The sequence below is a fragment of the Thioalkalivibrio sp. genome, assembly GCF_041690275.1.
Taxonomy (GTDB): domain Bacteria; phylum Pseudomonadota; class Gammaproteobacteria; order Ectothiorhodospirales; family Ectothiorhodospiraceae; genus Thioalkalivibrio.
Window position 1 is genome coordinate 12,338 of the sequence record NZ_JAWLHP010000036.1, and the last position, 18,259, is coordinate 30,596.

Consider the following 18,259-nt stretch of genomic DNA (forward strand, 5'->3'; position numbering starts at 1 on the left):
CGGACTTGCGCACAACAATGACAGCATTATTGCAGGATTCCGCTCATCCTGCATAGTTGCCCCTCAGTCCGCCTGCTTGCGCAGAAAGGCCGGAATGTCGAGCACGTCGATCCCGGTCTGTCCCGCGTAGTCGACCGCGGCGTTGCCCTCGCCACGGCGCAGCGCGGTCGGCCGCTCCAGTCCCTCGAGATCGGAACCGGCAACGCGGCGCGGCGGTGCGGCATCCACGACCCGGACGCTCGGACGCTCGGGAGCGGCCGGCTTGGCCGGACTGCCGAGTCCGGTCGCGACCAGGGTCACGCGCAGTTCGTCCGTCATCTCGGGATCGATCACCGTGCCGACCACGACCGTTGCGTCCTCGGACGCCAGCGCCTTCACCGCCTCGCCGACCTCCTCGAACTCGCCGATCCCGACATCCAGGCCGCCGGTCACGTTCACCAGGATGCCGCGCGCCCCGGAGATGTCGATGTCCTCCAGCAGCGGGCTCGCGATCGCCGCCTCGGCCGCCTGCCGCGCCCGGTCCTCGCCGGCGCCCGAACCCGTGCCCATCATCGCCATGCCCATCTCGCGCATCACGTTACGCACGTCGGCAAAGTCGACGTTGATCAGGCCCGGGCGAGTGATCAGTTCGGCGATCCCCTGCACGGCACCGAAGAGCACGTCGTTGGCTGCCTTGAAGGCATCGAGCAGACTGGTGTTCTTGCCCAGTACCGTCAGCAGCTTCTCGTTCGGGATGGTGATCAGCGAATCGACCTGCTCGGTCAGCGCCTTGATGCCGGACATCGCCACCTGCATGCGCTTCTTGCCCTCGAACGGGAACGGCTTGGTGACGACGGCGACGGTCAGGATCCCCATCTCCTTGGCGAGCTGCGCGACCACCGGGGCCGCACCGGTGCCGGTGCCGCCGCCCATGCCGGAGGTAATGAAGACCATGTCGGCCCCCTGCAGCAGTTCCTGGATGCGCTCGCGATCCTCCAGCGCCGCCTCGCGGCCCACCGCCGGGTCGGCACCGGCACCCAGACCCTTGGTGATGTCGCCGCCAAGCTGCAGCAGCGTCTTCGCGCCGAGGCTCTTCAGGGCCTGGGCGTCGGTGTTGGCGCAGATGAAGTCCACGCCCTCCAGCTGCGAATAGACCATGTGCTGCACGGCGTTGCCGCCGCCACCGCCCACGCCGATCACCTTGATTGTCGCGCTCTGGGTAAAGGTATCCATCAGTTCGAATGTCATGGTTGTGCCCTCCTGGGTTGGGTCGATGTAAAGTCACCTTGGTGCCGCCGGCGAGCGGGCCGCCGACACCCCTTCAGGGGTCAGAAATGCCCCGAAAACCAGTTCTTCATGCGTCGCCAGACACCCTGGAAACCGGTGTCCACCGGACGCGCCTCCTGTTCCGCCCGCGCCTGCTGGGCATACAGCAGCAGCCCGACGCCGGTGGAATGGATGGGGTTGCGCACCACGTCGATCAGTCCGCTGACGCTGTGCGGCATGCCGAGCCGCACCGGCATGTGGAAGACCTCCTCGGCGAGATCGACCACGCCCTCCATGCGCGAGGAACCGCCGGTCAGCACCACGCCGGCGGCGATCAGTTCCTCCGATCCCGAACGCCGCAGCTCGGCCTGTACCAGCTGCAGCAGCTCCTCGTACCGTGGCTCCACGACCGACGCGAGGGTCTGCCGGGACAGCCGCCGCGCGGGCCGGTCGCCGACCCCGGGCACCTCGATGGTCTCTCCGGGGTCGGCCAGCTGCCGCAGCGCGCAGGCGTACTTGATCTTGATCTCCTCCGCGTACTGCGTCGGGGTGCGCAGCGCGACGGCGATGTCGTTGGTCACCTGATCGCCGGCGATCGGTATCACCGCGCTGTGGGCGATCGCGCCGTTCGCGAAGACCGCGATGTCGGTCGTCCCCCCGCCGATGTCGACCAGGCAGATGCCGAGGTCCTTTTCGTCCTCGGTGAGCACCGAGTAGCTGGAGGCGAGCTGCTCGAGGATGATGTCGTCCACGCGCAGACCGCAGCGCTCGACGCACTTCACGATGTTCTGGGCGGCGGAGACCGCCCCGGTGACCAGGTGCACCCGGGCCTCGAGGCGCACGCCCGACATGCCGATCGGGTCGCGGATGCCCTCCTGGCCGTCGATGATGTATTCCTGCGGCAGCACGTGCAGGATCTTCTGGTCTGCCGGGATGGCGATGGCGCGGGCGGCGTCGATCACGCGCTCGACGTCGCTGATGCTGACCTCCTGCACGCGGATCGCGACCACGCCGGTGGAGTTGTAGCTCTTGATGTGGCTGCCGGCGATGCCGGTGTACACCGAGTGGATCTCGCAGCCGGCCATAAGCTCGGCCTCCTCGACCGCGCGCTGGATGGACTGGACGGTGGACTCGATATTGACCACGACCCCCTTCTTCAGCCCGTGCGACGGCGAGGACCCGATCCCGATGATCTCGATCACGCCGTCCTCGTTGACCTCGCCGACGATGGCCTCGATCTTCGACGTACCGATGTCCAGGCCCACGATCAGGCCCTGCTCCACCGCCTTCTTCGCCATCACGTTGCGTCCCGTGTTCCGTTTCATCGCGTCGTTGCCTCCGGGTCTTCGCCGGCGGAGGCCGTCTGCCAGGCCACCGCGGCGCCCCGTGCATAGCGCAGGTCCACGCGCGCCAGGGGCTTCGGGGACCGCTCGCGCAGCACCGGCATCAGCGGCACCAGCTGTTCCAGCCGGGACAGGTCGCTGTCGCGTCCCATCAGGATCTCTCCGCCGTTCTCCAGCCGTATCGTCCAGGCCCTGCGGGCGCTCTCCCTGACACCGGAGACGGCCAGACCGATGTCGGCGAGCCGTGCGGACACCTCCAGGTACCGCTGCATCAGCTCGAGATGGCGGCCCGCGGCGCCCTCCAGCGCGGGCAGGAAGTCCCAGTCCGCGAGGTCCACGGGGCCGAAGACCCCGCCCTGGCGGTCCAGAAGATGGTCCTCGCCCCAACGCGCGACCGGCACCGGCTCGGTGATCGCGACCTCGATGGTGTCCGGCCAGCGCCTGCGCAGCCGGACCGACTCGACCCAGGGCATCGCCTCCAGTTCCTCGCGCACGCGATCGAGGCTGATCACGAAGAAACCGCGCCGATGACCGGCCAGCACCGACTCGACCTCTTCCGGCCGCACCTGCCGGAGCTCTTCGGTGAACTCCACCCGCTCGATACGCAGCAGGGTGTCGAGGTCCATGCGCGCGACCAGGCCCACGGTCAGCACCACCGCGCCGGCCAGCGCCATCCCGGCGGCAACGCGAACACCCGCTCCCAGTACCGGCCGGGCCTTCTGCAGCAGGGGTGCGCGCTGCTCGCGCCTGCGATTACGCGTCGCCATCGGTATCCCTCTCCGAGGGTCGGAAACTGGTGTCGAGGATGCGCAGGCAGAGTTCATCGAAGCCGATTCCCGCCTGCGCCGCGGCCTTCGGCACCAGGCTGTGCGCGGTCATGCCCGGCACGGTATTGACCTCGATCAGGTAGTTCTCGCCATGGGCATCCTGGAGCAGGTCCACCCGTCCCCAACCGTAGCCGTCGATGGCGGCAAAGGCGCTCAGGGCCAGGGTCTGGAGTTCGATCAGGGCAGCGGAATCGAGCGGCGGCGGGCACAGGTAGCGCGTGGTGTCCGCCTCGTATTTCGCGTGATAGTCGTAGAAGCGGCCGGGCGTCTCGATCTGGATCACCGGCAATGGCTGGTTGTCGAGAATGGCGACCGTGAACTCGCGGCCGATGATCCACTCCTCCGCGAAGACCGCACCCGGCTGCCGGCAGGCCTCCTCGTAGGCGGGCTGCAGTGCGGCGACGCTCTCGACGCGGGTCAGGCCCTGGCTGGATCCGCCCCGGGATGGCTTCACGATCATCGGCAGCCCCAGCGCATCGGCGACGGCCTCCGGATCGAAATCCCTGGACAGCAGCCGATAGGGCGCACTGGGCAGGTTGCTGCCGGCCCACAAGCGCTTGCAGGCCAGCTTGTCCATTCCCAGCGCCGAGCCCAGCACGCCCGAGCCGGTGTATGGCACACCCGCGATGTCCAGGCAGCCCTGAAGCGTTCCGTCCTCCCCTCCCTCGCCATGGAGGACGACGAAGGCCCGATCGAAGCCCAGCAGGTCCAGGTTGCGCGCCCGCTCCGTCGTCAGGTCGATCGGCACCGCGTCCACGCCGCTGCGGAGCAGCGAGCGCAGCACCGCATCCCCGCTCAGCAGCGAGATCTCCCGCTCCCCGGACCAGCCGCCCATCAACACGGCCACCCGCCCGTAGCGGCGCGATCGTTCCGCTCTCTTCGTCATTGCTGGCTCTCCTTGCGACCGATTACCCGAACCTCCGGGATCAGGCGGATCCCGGAACGGGCCTCGACCCGCCGCTGGACCTCCTCGATCAGCCATTCGATGTCGGCCGCGCAGGCGGTCCCGTCGTGCGTGATGAAGTTCGCATGCTTGCGCGACACCTCGGCGCCGCCGCGGCGCAGGCCCTTCAGGCCCGCCTGCTCGATCAGCACCGCCGCGTGGCGCCCTTCGGGGTTTCTGAAGACCGAACCGCCGGAGGGCAGGCCCAGAGGCTGCTTCTCCGAGCGTTCACGCAGCAGTTCCTGGATGCGCGCGCGCGCGGCCGACGGATCGCCCTGCTGCAGGCGCAGCACGGTGCGCAGAAAGAACTCCGCCCCGGAACCGGTGACACTGCGGTAGGCGATCCGGAAGTCCGCGGGGGTGCGGACCAGGCGCAGGCCCTGGTGGTCCATGGTCTCCACCCACTCGACCAGGGGCCAGATCTCGCCGCCCCATGCGCCGGCATTCATCGCCAGTGCGCCGCCGATCGTGCCCGGTATGCCGGCGAGGAACTCGGCCCCCGTCAGGCCCTCGGCGGCGCAGAACCGCGCCGCCTGGGCGCAGGCCAGCCCGGCACCGAGTTCCACCCGCTCGGGATCCGGGCGCAGGCGCTGGTTCAGGGTCCCGGAGAGGTGGATCACCACGCCGTCGATGCCCCCGTCGCGGACCAGGACATTGCTGCCCAGACCCAGCAGCATGCGCGGAAAGGTCTCCGGCACGCACGCGAGAAAATGGGCGAGATCGTCCACGTCCTCGGGCTCGAACAGCCACTGCGCATGGCCGCCGACCCGCCACGAGGTCATCCCGGCCAGCGGCACGTCGCGCTCCAGTCTTCCGCGCACGCGGAGATTGGCGGGATGACCGATCATCGGCGCCCCTCCGTCAACAGGGCCGGAAGCCGCGCCGCGAGCTGTCCGATGTCCCCGGCGCCCTGGGTGATCACCACATCGCCGGGGGCCACCAGACCGGCCACCACACCGGGAACCGCGTGCACCGACTCCACGAACACCGGCTCGACCCGGCCGCGCAGGCGGATCGCCCGGGCCAGGCTGCGCCCGTCGGCACTGGGTATCGGGGTCTCCCCGGCCCGGTAGACGTCGAGGAGCACGAGCCCATCCGGAGCCGACAGCACTTCGGCGAAATCCTCGAAGAGGTCGCGCGTTCGGGTGAAGCGGTGCGGCTGGAAGACCAGCAGGACGCGGCGCCCGGGCCAGGCGGCGCGCACCGCCTCAAGGGTTGCCGCGATCTCGCGCGGGTGATGTCCGTAGTCGTCCACCAGCATCACCGAGCCGCCCGCGATCGGGCACTCCTGCACCTGGAACCGCCGGCCGATGCCCTGAAAACCCTCCAGCGCGCGCTGCAGCGCGTCGGTCGGGACCTCGAGTTCGTGCGCTACCGCCGAGGCGGCGAGTGCGTTCAGGACGTTGTGCCGACCCGGCAGGTTCAGGGTCACCGGAACAGGATCCCGGTCCGGCAGGTGGAGATCGAAGTGCGTGCGCACCCCCGCCTGCCTCAGGTTCGCCCCGCGCACGTCGGCGGCCGGATCGAAGCCGTAGGTGATGCGCGGCCGCTCGAGGCGGCTCAGCAGACGGCGTACCTCCGGGTCGTCGATGCAGAGCACCGCCAGCCCGTAGAACGGCAGGTGATGCAGGAACTCCAGGAAGGTGTCGCGCAGGCGCGCGAAATCGCCCTCGTAGGTGCCCAGGTGGTCGGCGTCGATGTTGGTGACCACGCTGATCATCGGTTGCAGGTGCAGGAACGACGCGTCGCTCTCGTCCGCCTCCGCGACCAGGTACTCGCTCTGACCGAGGCTGGAGTGGCTGGCGGTGCTGTTCAGACGTCCCCCGATCACGAAGGTGGGGTCGAGACCGCCCTCTCCGAGGATGCTGGCGACCAGGCTGGTGGTGGTCGTCTTGCCGTGCGTGCCGGCCACCGCAATACCGAAGCGGAAGCGCATCAGCTCGGCCAGCATCTCGGCGCGACGCACGATCGGAATGCCACGCGCCCGCGCGGCCGCGACCTCGGGATTGGCCGGGTCGATCGCACTGGACACGACCAGCACGTCCGCATCCGCGACATGCTCGGCCGCGTGGCTCGGCCGCACCGGGATCCCCAGGCTCCCGAGACGCCGGGTGACGGCGGAATCCTGCAGGTCCGAGCCGGAGACCTGGTAGCCCAGCTGGTGCAGCACTTCGGCGATGCCCCCCATTCCGGAGCCCCCGATGCCCACGCAGTGGATCCTGCGGATCCTGCGCATGGCCTGGCGGGAGGCGTGCGGGCCGGTCATCGGGTCTTCCTCCGCGACCGTTCCGGGGCCGCCGCGATGCAGGCCTCTGCAAGCTTTTCGGCCGCGTGCGTCCTTGCCTCGGCACGGGCCCGCTCCGCACGCTCCAGGAGCGTCGGGCGATCGAGGCTGGCCAGCAGCCCCCCGAGGCGCCCGGCGGAGAGTTCCGGGTCCGGGATGGACCAGGCCGCGCCGGCGCTCACCAGGAAGCGGGCGTTCGCGGTCTGGTGATCATCGACCGCGTGCGGGTAGGGCACGAACACGGCCGCCAGCCCGACGGCCGCGACCTCGGACACCGTCAGCGCGCCGGCCCGGCAGACCACCAGATCGGCCCAGGCGTAGGCCGCCGCCATGTCCGCGATGAATGCGGTGATCTCGGCATCCACGCCGGCGGCACGGTAGGCCTCCCGCGCCGTGTCCAGCGTGCGTTCTCCCGCCTGGTGCCTCACCTGCGGGCGCGCGTCGGGCGCGAGGGTTGCCAATGCGGCCGGGACCACCTCGTTCAGTTTCCGCGCCCCCAGGCTGCCGCCGAGCACCAGCAGGCGCAGGGGTCCCTTCCGTCCGCTCCAGCGGCTCCCGGGCGCGGGAATCGCCGCGATATCGCGCCGGATCGGGTTGCCGATCGTCCGGCAACCCACCGATTCCGGAAAGCTGTCCGGGAACGCGGCAAAGACCTGATCGGCGATCCGCGCCAGCCAGCGATTGGTGAGCCCGGCCACCGCGTTCTGTTCGTGCAGCAGCAGCGGCCTACCAAGGGCCGACGCCATCAGTCCGCCCGGTCCGGAGGCGAAACCGCCGAAGCCGACGACCACGTCCGGGCGCAGTCTCAGCATCAGTGCCAGCGCGGACCACAGCGAGATGCCCAGACGCCACGGAGCGAGCAGCCGGCTGACCAGGTCCTTCCCGCGCAGCCCGGTGACGGGCAGGGTGAAGAGCTCGAGGCCTGCCTCCGGTACCAGCCTCGTCTCCATCCCCCGCGCGCTCCCCAGCCAGGAGACCCGGCAGCCGTCCCCGCGCAGCACCGTGGCCACCGCGAGTCCCGGAAACACGTGGCCGCCGGTCCCGCCCGCCATCACCAGCACGTGGGGTTTCGCCGCGGTCATCGCCCGCCCCTCCGGACCCGGGGCACCGGCACCTGGGCCTCCCAGTTCACCCGCAGCAGCAGACCGATGGCCGCAAGGGTCACGATCAGTGAACTGCCTCCGTAGCTCAGTAACGGGAGGGTCAGTCCCTTGGTGGGCAGCAGACCCATGTTCACGGCAAGATTCACGGCCGCCTGCAGGCCGATCCAGATGCCGATGCCGAAGGCCACGTGGGAGCCGAAGGCGTGCCCTCCCCGTTCCGCGAGCAGACCGATCCGGAAGGCGCGCCAGACCAGCAGCAGAAACAGCGCGATCAGGGCCAGCACGCCCACGAAGCCGAATTCCTCGGCAAAGACCGCGAACAGGAAGTCGTTGTGAGCCTCGGGCAGGTAGAAGAGCTTCTGCACGCTACCCCCCAGGCCGGCGCCCAGCCAGGATCCGGACCCGATCGCGATCAGGGACTGGGTCAGCTGGAATCCCGATGCAAAGGGGTCCTCCCAGGGATCGAGGAAGGCGGTCAGGCGGGCGACCCGGTAGGGTGTCGCGAGCGCGATTACCGCCATCGCCCCGAAGATGGTGGCACCGAGGGCCAGGAACTGCCAGAGCTTTGCGCCGGCAAGGAACAGCATCCCCATCCCGATGGCCAGCATGATCGCGGCACCGCCGAAGTCGGGCTGCAGCAGCAGCAGCACCGTGCCGAGACCCAGCACGATCAGCGGGCGCACGAAGCCGACGAAGTGCAGCCGAAGATTGGAGTAGTGGCGCACGATGTAGCCGGAGAGATACAGCACCACCATCAGCTTCACCGGCTCGGAGACCTGGAGATTGAAGACGCCGAGCGGTATCCAGCGCGTGGCTCCGTTCACCGTGCGTCCGACCCCGGGCAGCAGCACCGCGATCAGCAGCAGCATGATCAGCAGCAGCAGGAGCGGACCGGCGCGCTCCCAGCGGTCCAGGGGCACGGCGAGGAAGAACAGCGCGGCGCCGCTGCCCAGCACCGCGAACAGCAGCTGCCGGTGCAGGAAGTGATAGGGGTTGCCGAAGTCCCGCCCGGCGAGTTCCATCGACGAGGAGGCCACCATCACCAGCCCCAGGGCCAGCAATGCGAACACCGCGAGCAGCAGCGGCGCATCGATGCCCGCCGCCACGCGCGGCGCGGTGAGATGCGGTATCGACAGACCCCGGATCATGTGCCGAGCCCCCGTACCGCGGCGGCGAAACGGTCGCCGCGCTCCGCGTAGTCAGCGAACATGTCCAGGCTGGCGCAGGCGGGAGACAGCAGCACGGTGTCTCCCGGCTCCGCCCACTCGGCGGCTCCCGCCACCGCCGCCTCCATGCTGTCGACCATCCGCACCGGCACCGAGCCGTTCAGGGCCTGGGCGATCGCCGGGGCGTCGGCGCCGAGCAGCAACACCCCCCGCGCCTTGCCGACCAGCGCATCCGCCAGCGGCGTGAAGTCCTGCCCCTTGCCCTGACCGCCCGCGATCAGGATCAGCGGACCGGCCAAGCCGCGGATGGCGGCCAGGGTGGCGCCCACGTTGGTACCCTTGGAATCGTCGACATAGTCCACGTCCCGATGCCGCGCGACCGGCCGGGAGCGGTACGGCAGCCCGGCGAAGTTCGCCAGGGCGGTCTGCCATCGCGCCGGGTCCTCCAGCCACGGCCAGCAGAGCGCCAGCGCCGCGAGGGCGTTGAGCCAGTTGTGACGACCCTGCACGGACAGATCGGCGGTCGGGAACAGGGGCGTCGCGCCGCGAGCGAGCCACGTCCGTCCCCCTCGCTCGAGGGTGCCGAAGTCCTCCGGAGCCGCCGGCTCGTCGAGGCCGAAGGTCACCGCGCCGCGTCCGGCCGCGAGACCGGCGACCACAGGGTCCTGCCGGTTCAGCACGATGCGCTGCGCGCCCTTCAGGATCCGCGCCTTGGCCGCGGCATAGGCGTCCAGGTCCGCATAGCGGTCGAGGTGATCGGCGGAGATGTTGAGGATCGCCGCGCTGGCGGGGGCCAGGCTGTGCGTGGTCTCGAGCTGGAAGCTGGAGAGCTCCAGCACGTAAAGCTCCGCATCCGCGTCAAGCAGGTCGAGTGCGGGCGTGCCGAAATTGCCACCCACGGCCACGCGGCGGCCCTGCGCCTCGAGCAATGCACCCGACAGCGCGGTGACGGTGCTCTTGCCGTTGGAACCGGTGATGCCGAGCACCGGCTGCCGGACGCAACGGGCGAAGAGTTCGATGTCCCCCACGATCTCGGTGCCTGCAGCTGCGGCGCGCTCCAGCGCCGGCAGTGTCAACGGCACCCCGGGCGAGATCACGATGCGCCTCCAAAGCCCGGGATCCAGTGCCGCGAGGGGTCCGGCCCAGCGGGTCTCCGGGCCCGGAATCTCCGCGAGTCGCGCGAGTCCCGCCGGCGCGTCACGGGTGTCGGTGATCGCGAAGGTCTCGCCCCGGCCCGCCAGGTGGCGGGCGACCGAGAGACCGGTGGCGCCCAGCCCGACGACCAGGGTATCCGGTTGCGTGATGGTGGCCGTGTCGCTCATCGGATCTTCAGGGTGGCCAGCCCGATCAGCACGAACACCACCGTCAGGATCCAGAACCGCACGATCACCCGCGGTTCCGGCCAGCCCTGGAGTTCGAAGTGATGGTGAATGGGCGCCATGCGGAACATGCGGCGCCCGGTGAGTTTGTAGGAGGCCACCTGCAGCATCACCGAGACGGTCTCGATCACGAAGATGCCACCCATGATCAGCAGCACCACCTCCTGGCGGCTCAGGATCGCGAGCATCCCCAGCGCGGCACCGATGGCGAGCGCGCCGACATCCCCCATGAAGACCTGTGCGGGATAGGCGTTGAACCAGAGAAACCCGAGCCCCGCGCCCACCAGCGCCCCGGTGAAGACCACCAGTTCGCCGACGCCGGGCACCGCCGGGATGCCGAGGTATTCGGCGAACACCGCGTGCCCGGCCGCATAGGCGAAGACGCCGAGCGCGCCAGCCACCAGCACCGCGGGCATGATCGCGAGCCCGTCGAGCCCGTCGGTCAGGTTCACCGCGTTCGACGACCCCACGACCACGAGCCATACCAGCGGAACGAAGAGCCACCAGGCGAGATGGATCTGTACGTCCTTGAATACCGGAACGAAGAAGGTGGTCTCGACCGGCGACTGTGCGGTGGCGACGATCACCAGCGCGGCCCCGAGCGCGAACACCGTCTGCCAGATGAGCTTCACGCGCGCGCTCAGCCCCTGGCTGTTGCCGTAGCGCAGCTTCAGGTAGTCGTCCCAGGCGCCAAGCGCACCAAAGGCAAGGGTCGTGAGCAGCACGATCCACACGAAGCGGTTGCTCAGGTCGCTCCACAGAATCGTGGCGACGGCCACCGCGACCAGGATCAACGCCCCGCCCATCGTCGGCGTGCCGGCCTTGGACAGGTGGGACTCCGGGCCGTCGCTGCGAATCTGCTGCCCGATCTTCTGGATCGTCAGACGCCGGATCATCGCCGGACCAACCAGCAGCGCGATGACCAGGGCCGTCACCACGCCGAGGATGGCGCGCAGGGTCAGGTACTGGAACACGGTGAATCCGCGGTAGTACTGGGTGAGCCAGTCAGCGAGCGCCAGCAGCATGGGCCACCCCTCCGTCTGCCTGCGCGGCCTCCAGCTCGAGAGCGGCGAGAACGGCCTCCATGCGCTGACTGCGCGAACCCTTGATCAGGACGGCCATCCCGGGTTGCAGCGACGCGCGCAGCGAGCTTGCGAGAGCCGCGTGACTCGGGAACCACTCCGCTCCCGGGCCGAAGGCCTCCACCGCCGCCGGCGTCAGGCTTCCCAGCGCGAGCAGCCGGTGCACCCCCAGTTCCCGGGCCTTGCGGCCCATCTCCGCATGCATCTCCCGGGCGCCGTGACCCAGTTCGCTCATGTCGCCGAGGACCAGCACCGTCTCCCCCGAGTCCGCGGCGAGCACCTGGAGGGCGGCCACGAGGCTCTCGGGGTTCGCGTTGTAGGTGTCGTCCCAGATTCGGGCCCCGGAGGCCTCGCGGAACACGCGCATGCGCCCCGCGACCGGACGCCAGTCCTCCAGTCCGCGCGCGATGTCCTCGATTCCGCAGCCCACGGCAGTGGCCGCTGCCGCCGCCGCGAGCGCGTTCTGGGCGATGTGACGGCCGGGTGCGGCCAGGGTCAGCTGGCGCCGTGCCCCGTGCAGATCCAGTTCGAGCCGATCCGGATGCTGCCATACCCCCCGGACATCCCCGAGCCCCTGCAGCGAAAAGCCGGTGCACCGGCGATCGCGGTTCAGCGACAGCCAGTAGTCCGCGAAGCGATCGTCGAGGTTGACCACGGCCGTGCCGCTACCCGCGGACAGCCCCTGGTAGATCTCGCCCTTCGCCCGCGCCACGCCGTCGAGGCTGCCAAACCCGTCGAGGTGGGCGCGGCCGGCATTGGTGATCAATGCCACGTCCGGTTGCGTCCACTGCGTCAGTTGGGCGATCTCGCCGCCGTGATTGGCCCCCATCTCGATCACAGCGAAATCGGCGTCCGCGGGCAGTTCGAGCAGGGTCAGTGGCACGCCGATGTGATTGTTCAGGTTGCCCCGGGTCGCGTGAACCCGGCCGACCCGGGACAGAACCGCACGGAGCATCTCCTTCGTCGTCGTCTTGCCGTTGGACCCGGTCAGCGCCAGGACCCGGGCAGGGCAGCGAGCGCGCCAGGCGCTGGCCAGATGGGCCAGCGCGGCCAGGGTGTCGTCCACCAGGATCCAGGGTCGCGGGTCGTCCACCCTGCGCTCGACCATCAGCGCCGCCGCCGCGAGCTGCGGCCCGATGAAGTCATGGCCATCGAAGCGCTGGCCGCGCAGTGCGACGAACAGGGCCTGTGGCCTCTGCTCACGGGAATCGCGGCTGACGCCCAGGATCCGGACGTCATCGGGTCCATGGAGCTCACCCCCGACCAAGCGGGCCACCTCGCCAGTGAGAAGCTCGATCATGGGCCGGCACTCCTCGACGCCAGCCGCTGCGCCAGCTCGCGGTCACTGAACGGGAACTCCGTTCCGGCCAAGTTCTGGGTCGTCTCGTGTCCCTTGCCGGCGATCAGCACGACGTCGCCTGCACCGGACTCGGCCACGGCGGTCTCGATGGCCGTGGCCCGGGATCCGATGTCGCGCACCAACGCCGTTTTGGAACAGCCGCGCAGGACCTCGCGGCGGATCGCTCCGGGCTCCTCGTCGCGCGGGTTGTCATCGGTCACGATCACCTCGTCGGCCAGCCGGCTGGCCACCTCGCCCATCATCGGACGCTTGCCGGGATCGCGGTTGCCACCACACCCGAAGACCACCCGGAGGCGTCCCTCGGCATGCGGCCGCAGCGCCAGCAGCGCCGACTCCAGCGCTCGCGCGGTATGTGCGTAGTCCACGACCAGGGCCGGACCGCCCGGCACCGTGAACCGCTCCATCCGGCCCGGCACTCCCCGCACGCGTTCGAGCGCGCGCATGGCGGGCTCCGGCGGATGTCCCAGGGCCATCAGGGTGCCCAGGGTGGCGAGCAGGTTGGCCACCTGAAAGGTCCCGAGCAGCGGCGCCCGTACCCGCCCGTGCAGGGATCCGATCGTCACGTCGAAGGCGAGCCCGTCGCCGCTGGCCTGGACGTGGTCCGCGCGGATGTGACGATCGGCCGCGCCAGGCGCCGGCCCGCCGCCGTAGGTCCAGCAGTCGGCGATCCGTTGCGGTCCCCGGCCGATCTCCTCGAACAGGCGGCGGCCGAGGGCGTCGTCGGCATTGAGCACCGCCGCCCGGACCCCGGGCATCCGGAACAGCCGGGACTTGGCCTCGCCGTAGGCCGCCATCGATCCGTGGTAGTCCAGGTGATCGCGTCCGAGATGGGTCAGCACCGCAACCGTCGGGCGCAGACCCTCGAGACGTCCCTGGACCAGTGCATGGGACGAGGCCTCCAGTGCCACCGCGTCATATCCGTCGCGGGCCAGTTCCCCGAGATACCGGTGGAGCCGCAGCACATCGGGCGTCGTGTGGCCGGTGGGAGTCAGCGTCTCCGGGGAGCCGACACCCAGGGTTCCGATCACCGCGCAGCGGACGCCCAGTCCGGTGAGTGCACTGCTGACCTGGTGGCTGACGGAGGTCTTTCCGTCGGTACCCGTGATCGCGATCAGCGGCCTGTGCGCGGGCCAGGCGCCGAAGAGGCGGCGCGCCAGGTCGGGCAGTCGCCCGCGCAGGCCGGATACGCGCACGAATCGCGGATCCTCGAATCCCGGATCCGCCCGCTCGTCCCAGAGCACCGCGACCGCACCCCGCGCCAGCGCGTCGGCGGCAAAGTCCAGACCGTGGGCCCGCGTGCCCCTCAACGCGACGAAGGCCCAACCCGGCGCCAGGTCCGCGCTGCTCATCGACAGACCCCGCACCCGGATCTCCGGCAAGGCCCGCCCTTCCGGCAGCAGGGACGAGAGTGGCAATGCCGCGCCGGTCATGATCGCGGCCCTCCCTGCTCCTGCGCCATGCGCAGCTCCGGTGCCTCGAGCCGGTCCGGCGGCACGTTGAACAGTCGCAGGGCGCTCTCCACCACGGTCGAGAAGACCGGTGCCGCAACCGCGCCGCCGTAGTACACGCCGTCGTCGGGTTCGTCGATCACCACCACCATCACGAAACGCGGACTGGACACCGGGGCAACGCCGACGAAGGTGGAGTAGTAGCGGTCCGAGGCATACCCGCCGGCGATGGCCTTGCGGGTGGTTCCGGTCTTGCCGGCGACCCGATAGCCGGCGATCGCCGCCTGGCGCGCGGTACCCTCGGCGCCGGTCACATGCTCCATCATCGCCAGGATCTGCCGTGCGGTGCCACGGCTCATCACGTCTTCGGGCCGGCGTTCATCACCGGCCGTTTCCACCAGCCGCAGCGGTATCCGCTGTCCGTCATTGGCGAAGACGGTATAGGCGGCGGCGAGATGCAGCGGCGTCACCGACAGCCCGTAGCCATAACCGAGCGTGGCCTGCTCGACGCGGCGCCAGGTCGGGAAGTCCCGCAGCAGCCCTCTGGTCTCGCCGGGCAGCCCGGTCTCCAGGTGGCGCCCGAATCCGGCCCGGTCCAGCATGCGCCAGAAATCTTCGGGGGGTGTCTCCAGCGCGAGCTGCGTGGAACCGACGTTCGAAGAGCGGGAGATCAGCGTGGTCAGGTCGATGCGTCCGAAGTCCCGGATGTCGCGCACCGTGTGCCGACCGACCCGCATCGTGCCCGGAGCGGTATCGAGTTCCACGTCCGCGCTCACGGTGCCCGTCTCCAGCGCTGAGGCCACGGTGAACGGCTTGATCACGGAGCCCGGCTCCAGCGTGTCGGTGACCGCGCGGTTCCGCGTCAGTGACAGATCCAGCCGGACCCGGTTGTTCGGATTGAAGCCGGGCTGGTTCACCAGGGCGAGGATGTCGCCGCTGAGGGCGTCCACCAGCACCGCGGAGCCTCCGCGGGCCTGGTGCGCCTGCACCGCGGCCTTCAGCTCGCGGTAGGCGAGATACTGCAGGCGCTGGTCGATGGTGAGGCGCAGATCGTGCCCGTCCTCGGCGGAGCGGATCGCGGCCACGTCACGGATGCTCTGACCGTGACGGTCGCGCAGCACGCGCTTGGCGCCGGGCCTTCCGGAGAGCCAGCCGTCGAACGCGAGCTCCATGCCCTCCTGGCCGCGCTCGTCGATGTCAGTGAAGCCGATGATGTGCGCGGTGGCCTCGCCGTGGGGATAGTAGCGGCGGAATTCGCGCATCAGCGCGACGCCCGGCACACCGAGCGCGGACACCTGCTGCGCCTGCTCCGGCGGCAGATGACGCCTGAGGTACACGAATTCGCGATCGGCGCGCGTCTCGATACGGGCCCGAAGCATGGCCGGCTCGAGCTCCAGCACGCGCGCCAGCTCGGGCAGCCGTTCGGCCGCGGCCAGCAGCTCGCCCGGATGCGCCCAGACGGTCTCCACCGGGCCGGAGATCGCAAGGGGCTCGCCGTTGCGGTCGGTGATCATCCCCCGGTGCGCCGGTTCCTGGACGGTGCGGACCTGCCGTGCCTCGCCCTGCCCCTGCAGGAACTCCTGCTTCAGCACCTGGAGGTCCATTGCTCGGAGCACCAGCAGCGCGGTGAAGACGAGCAGACCGGCCGCGAGCACCTTCAGGCGCCAGTGGCTGACCTCGCGTCTCAGCGCCCCCATGAACCACCCTCGACGTAGATGATCCGGTCCGGTCCGGGGCGGATCATGTTCAGGCGTTCCCGTGCTCCGGTCTCGATCCTCGCCTGTGTCGCCCAGGTGGCCTGCTCGAGCTGCAGCTGTGTCCACTCTAGGTTCAGCGCATCGCGCTGCTGCAGCTGCGCCTGGTGCTCGATGAAGGCCTGGCGTGCCTCGTGACGCGCGACGACCACGCCGATCGCCGACGCGAAGACCAGCGCCGCAAGCAGGATCTGGAGGATCAGCACCCGGCTCACGGGTTCCTCTCCGCGACCCGCATCACCGCAGAGCGTGCACGCGGATTGCGCGCGCATTCCTGCGGGCCGGGACGCACCGGCTTGCCCACGGCCCGGAGCGGGGGCTTCACGACCCCGGGCTCGACCGGAAGACCGCGCGGCAGGCGCGGCCCAGCGACATCCGTGCGTCCCTGGAACGCGCGCTTGACGAGGCGGTCCTCGAGCGAGTGAAAACTGATCACCACCAGCCGCGCGCCCGGCCTGAGCACCGCCGGAATGGTCTGCAGCCAGGCCCGCAGCTCGCCCAGCTCATCGTTTGCCAGGATGCGCAGCGCCTGGAAGGTGCGGGTCGCCGGATGCCGGCCGGGTTCCCTGCGCGGCACCGCGCGGCCTACCAGATCCGCGAGCTGGGCGGTGCGGGTGATCGGGGCGCTGCGCCGGGCATCGACGATCGCGCGGGCGATGCGGCGGGAATAGCGTTCCTCGCCCAGCGTGTAGATGGTGTCGGCAAGCGCCTTCTGGTCGGCCCGGTTGAGCCACTCGCAGACCGGGACACCGGCGTCCGGGTCCATGCGCATGTCCAGCGGGCCGTCCTGCTGAAAACTGAAGCCGCGCGACGGCTCGTCCAGCTGCGGCGAGGAGACCCCGAGGTCCAGCAGCACCCCGTCGACCCCGTCTTCGGGCCAGTGTAGCCGGACCGCCTCAACCATGTGCGAAAAGCGCTCCCTTGTGAACGTGAATCGGGGATCGGCCGACAATTGCCGGGCGGCCTCGTGAGCGGCCGGGTCGCGGTCCATCGCCAGGAGTCCACCCCGAGGGCCCAGCCTCGAGAGGATGGCCCGACTGTGCCCGCCCCGGCCGAAGGTGCCGTCCACGTAGCGGCCGGCAGGCTGGATCGCGAGGCCCTCCAGTACCGCCTCCAGCAGCACCGGTATATGCGGGACGCCGTTCACGGGATTCAGAGCGCGATGGATTCGAGCGCTTCGCTGAGTGCTTCATCCGCATCCTCCCCGAACCAGAGTTCGCGGTTGCGGGACCAGGTATCCTCGTCCCATATCTCGAACTTCTTGCCCTGTCCCACCAGCACCACCCTCTTCGACAGTCCCGCGAACTCGCGCAACGGCGGCGGCAGCAGCAGCCGGCCCTGCCCGTCCAGGTCGCATTCCGTCGCATGCCCCACCAGCAGGCGCTGCAGCTTGCGCACGTGGGAATTGATGTTCGGGCGCGACATCAGGGCCTGTTCGATGCGCTCCCACTCGGGTGCCGGGTACAGAAGCAGGCAACCGTCGCGGTCGACGGTGATCACCATGTGACCACTGCAGTCCTCGATGAGGGCATCACGATAGCGCGCGGGTACGGCGACACGCCCCTTCGCGTCCACACTCAGTTGGCTGACCCCTCGGAACATTTGAGTGCCTCGTCGGGGACCCACTTGTCCCCACGCTCCCCCACTTTCCGACACTATATGGACGGCCCGCAGCACCCGTCAAGCAAAAAATGCAGGGATCCCAAAAAAATAAGCGTTCGGCGACAAAGACTTACGCACGCGGATTGCAACGGATGCGGGAGCCGTAAAACGTCCCAAAAGCGGAGTCTTGGGGGGCTAAGTTAAGAGTTCACTTGAGCTATATGAGGCATTGAGGGGACAGGGGGTCCCGCAGCCGGGGGCATGGGTGGGGAAAAGTGGGAGCCGGCCTGTAAGCCGGGTTCTGTCGAGGACCGTCATTCCTCTGGGACGCCTGTCACCAGACGCCTCGAGCAGCCTACCCGGGTGCGATGCGGGCCACATCATGGCACCCCTATTTGGCCTTGCTCCGGACGGGGTTTACCCTGCCACGCACTGTTGCCAGGCGCGCGGTGCGCTCTTACCGCACCATTTCACCCTTACCTGTGGACCGGACACTGCCGGACCCATCGGCGGTATGTTTTCTGTGGCACTTTCCGTCGGCTCGCGCCGCCCAGGCATTACCTGGCGTCCCGCCCTGCGGAGCCCGGACTTTCCTCCACGCTGGCGCGCAGCGACGATCCGGCCGACTCCCGCCTCTTCTTTTACGCGCCGCCGGGTCCGGACGCAACCGGTGGCGCGTCATGCGCAAGCCGCCAATCGGCGGTGCAGCGCAGCCTGCGCCGA

The 18,259-nt window shown here is 69.6% G+C and carries 16 protein-coding genes and 1 other RNA gene; all 17 read right to left on the reverse strand.

Annotated features, from left to right (window positions below; translation table 11 throughout):
• Positions 1-63: 63 nt before the first annotated feature.
• Positions 64-1,227, reverse strand: a complete 1,164-nt coding sequence (gene ftsZ, locus ACESMN_RS08510; protein WP_373053167.1) for a cell division protein FtsZ — start codon at positions 1,225-1,227, stop codon at positions 64-66.
• A gap of 80 nt (positions 1,228-1,307) precedes the next feature.
• A complete protein-coding gene (ftsA, locus tag ACESMN_RS08515; RefSeq protein ID WP_373053181.1) occupies positions 1,308-2,546 on the reverse strand; it encodes a cell division protein FtsA in 1,239 nt (412 codons plus the stop codon).
• Positions 2,547-2,566: 20 nt separating this feature from the next.
• On the reverse strand, positions 2,567-3,262 hold the full coding sequence (locus ACESMN_RS08520) for a cell division protein FtsQ/DivIB (RefSeq protein WP_373053182.1): 696 nt from the start codon (positions 3,260-3,262) through the stop codon (positions 2,567-2,569).
• Between the two features lie 79 nt (positions 3,263-3,341).
• On the reverse strand, positions 3,342-4,301 hold the full coding sequence (locus tag ACESMN_RS08525; RefSeq protein ID WP_373053168.1) for a D-alanine--D-alanine ligase: 960 nt from the start codon (positions 4,299-4,301) through the stop codon (positions 3,342-3,344).
• Positions 4,298-5,206 carry a UDP-N-acetylmuramate dehydrogenase gene (gene murB, locus ACESMN_RS08530; protein WP_373053169.1) on the reverse strand — a complete coding sequence of 303 codons (909 nt, stop codon included), beginning with the start codon at positions 5,204-5,206 and terminating at the stop codon, positions 4,298-4,300. The genes ACESMN_RS08525 and murB overlap by 4 nt, the downstream gene beginning before the upstream one ends.
• On the reverse strand, positions 5,203-6,624 hold the full coding sequence (murC, locus tag ACESMN_RS08535) for a UDP-N-acetylmuramate--L-alanine ligase (RefSeq protein ID WP_373053170.1): 1,422 nt from the start codon (positions 6,622-6,624) through the stop codon (positions 5,203-5,205). Before murC ends, murB begins: the two co-directional genes overlap by 4 nt.
• Positions 6,621-7,724 (reverse strand): undecaprenyldiphospho-muramoylpentapeptide beta-N-acetylglucosaminyltransferase, encoded by a 1,104-nt coding sequence (gene murG / locus ACESMN_RS08540; protein ID WP_373053171.1) that lies wholly within the window; start codon positions 7,722-7,724, stop codon positions 6,621-6,623. Before murG ends, murC begins: the two co-directional genes overlap by 4 nt.
• Positions 7,721-8,893, reverse strand: a complete 1,173-nt coding sequence (gene ftsW, locus ACESMN_RS08545) for a putative lipid II flippase FtsW (protein WP_373053172.1) — start codon at positions 8,891-8,893, stop codon at positions 7,721-7,723. Before ftsW ends, murG begins: the two co-directional genes overlap by 4 nt.
• Positions 8,890-10,233 (reverse strand): UDP-N-acetylmuramoyl-L-alanine--D-glutamate ligase, encoded by a 1,344-nt coding sequence (murD, locus tag ACESMN_RS08550; RefSeq protein ID WP_373053173.1) that lies wholly within the window; start codon positions 10,231-10,233, stop codon positions 8,890-8,892. Before murD ends, ftsW begins: the two co-directional genes overlap by 4 nt.
• Positions 10,230-11,315: a phospho-N-acetylmuramoyl-pentapeptide-transferase gene (mraY, locus tag ACESMN_RS08555; protein ID WP_373053174.1), complete on the reverse strand. Its 1,086-nt coding sequence runs from the start codon at positions 11,313-11,315 to the stop codon at positions 10,230-10,232. Before mraY ends, murD begins: the two co-directional genes overlap by 4 nt.
• Positions 11,296-12,672: a UDP-N-acetylmuramoyl-tripeptide--D-alanyl-D-alanine ligase gene (locus ACESMN_RS08560; protein WP_373053175.1), complete on the reverse strand. Its 1,377-nt coding sequence runs from the start codon at positions 12,670-12,672 to the stop codon at positions 11,296-11,298. The genes mraY and ACESMN_RS08560 overlap by 20 nt, the downstream gene beginning before the upstream one ends.
• Complete coding sequence (locus ACESMN_RS08565; RefSeq protein ID WP_373053176.1) at positions 12,669-14,162, reverse strand: UDP-N-acetylmuramoyl-L-alanyl-D-glutamate--2,6-diaminopimelate ligase; 1,494 nt, start codon at positions 14,160-14,162, stop codon at positions 12,669-12,671. The genes ACESMN_RS08560 and ACESMN_RS08565 overlap by 4 nt, the downstream gene beginning before the upstream one ends.
• On the reverse strand, positions 14,159-15,877 hold the full coding sequence (locus tag ACESMN_RS08570) for a peptidoglycan D,D-transpeptidase FtsI family protein (protein ID WP_373053177.1): 1,719 nt from the start codon (positions 15,875-15,877) through the stop codon (positions 14,159-14,161). The genes ACESMN_RS08565 and ACESMN_RS08570 overlap by 4 nt, the downstream gene beginning before the upstream one ends.
• Positions 15,865-16,149, reverse strand: a complete 285-nt coding sequence (ftsL, locus tag ACESMN_RS08575; RefSeq protein WP_373053178.1) for a cell division protein FtsL — start codon at positions 16,147-16,149, stop codon at positions 15,865-15,867. Before ftsL ends, ACESMN_RS08570 begins: the two co-directional genes overlap by 13 nt.
• Positions 16,146-17,081 carry a 16S rRNA (cytosine(1402)-N(4))-methyltransferase RsmH gene (rsmH, locus tag ACESMN_RS08580; RefSeq protein WP_373053179.1) on the reverse strand — a complete coding sequence of 312 codons (936 nt, stop codon included), beginning with the start codon at positions 17,079-17,081 and terminating at the stop codon, positions 16,146-16,148. The genes ftsL and rsmH overlap by 4 nt, the downstream gene beginning before the upstream one ends.
• A gap of 5 nt (positions 17,082-17,086) precedes the next feature.
• Positions 17,087-17,536, reverse strand: a complete 450-nt coding sequence (gene mraZ / locus ACESMN_RS08585; RefSeq protein ID WP_373053180.1) for a division/cell wall cluster transcriptional repressor MraZ — start codon at positions 17,534-17,536, stop codon at positions 17,087-17,089.
• A gap of 274 nt (positions 17,537-17,810) precedes the next feature.
• Positions 17,811-18,166, reverse strand: an RNA gene (gene rnpB / locus ACESMN_RS08590) — RNase P RNA component class A.
• Positions 18,167-18,259 lie beyond the last annotated feature (93 nt).

Coding starts and splice junctions, on each gene's coding strand:
- ftsZ (WP_373053167.1), bottom strand. CDS start 1,227: ATGACATTCGAACTGATGGATACCTTTACCCAGAGCGCGACAATCAAG.
- ACESMN_RS08520 (WP_373053182.1), bottom strand. CDS start 3,262: ATGGCGCTGGCCGGCGCGGTGGTGCTGACCGTGGGCCTGGTCGCGCGC.
- ACESMN_RS08525 (WP_373053168.1), bottom strand. CDS start 4,301: ATGACGAAGAGAGCGGAACGATCGCGCCGCTACGGGCGGGTGGCCGTG.
- murB (WP_373053169.1), bottom strand. CDS start 5,206: ATGATCGGTCATCCCGCCAATCTCCGCGTGCGCGGAAGACTGGAGCGC.
- murC (WP_373053170.1), bottom strand. CDS start 6,624: ATGACCGGCCCGCACGCCTCCCGCCAGGCCATGCGCAGGATCCGCAGG.
- murG (WP_373053171.1), bottom strand. CDS start 7,724: ATGACCGCGGCGAAACCCCACGTGCTGGTGATGGCGGGCGGGACCGGC.
- ftsW (WP_373053172.1), bottom strand. CDS start 8,893: ATGATCCGGGGTCTGTCGATACCGCATCTCACCGCGCCGCGCGTGGCG.
- murD (WP_373053173.1), bottom strand. CDS start 10,233: ATGAGCGACACGGCCACCATCACGCAACCGGATACCCTGGTCGTCGGG.
- mraY (WP_373053174.1), bottom strand. CDS start 11,315: ATGCTGCTGGCGCTCGCTGACTGGCTCACCCAGTACTACCGCGGATTC.
- ACESMN_RS08560 (WP_373053175.1), bottom strand. CDS start 12,672: ATGATCGAGCTTCTCACTGGCGAGGTGGCCCGCTTGGTCGGGGGTGAG.
- ACESMN_RS08565 (WP_373053176.1), bottom strand. CDS start 14,162: ATGACCGGCGCGGCATTGCCACTCTCGTCCCTGCTGCCGGAAGGGCGG.
- ACESMN_RS08570 (WP_373053177.1), bottom strand. CDS start 15,877: ATGGGGGCGCTGAGACGCGAGGTCAGCCACTGGCGCCTGAAGGTGCTC.
- mraZ (WP_373053180.1), bottom strand. CDS start 17,536: ATGTTCCGAGGGGTCAGCCAACTGAGTGTGGACGCGAAGGGGCGTGTC.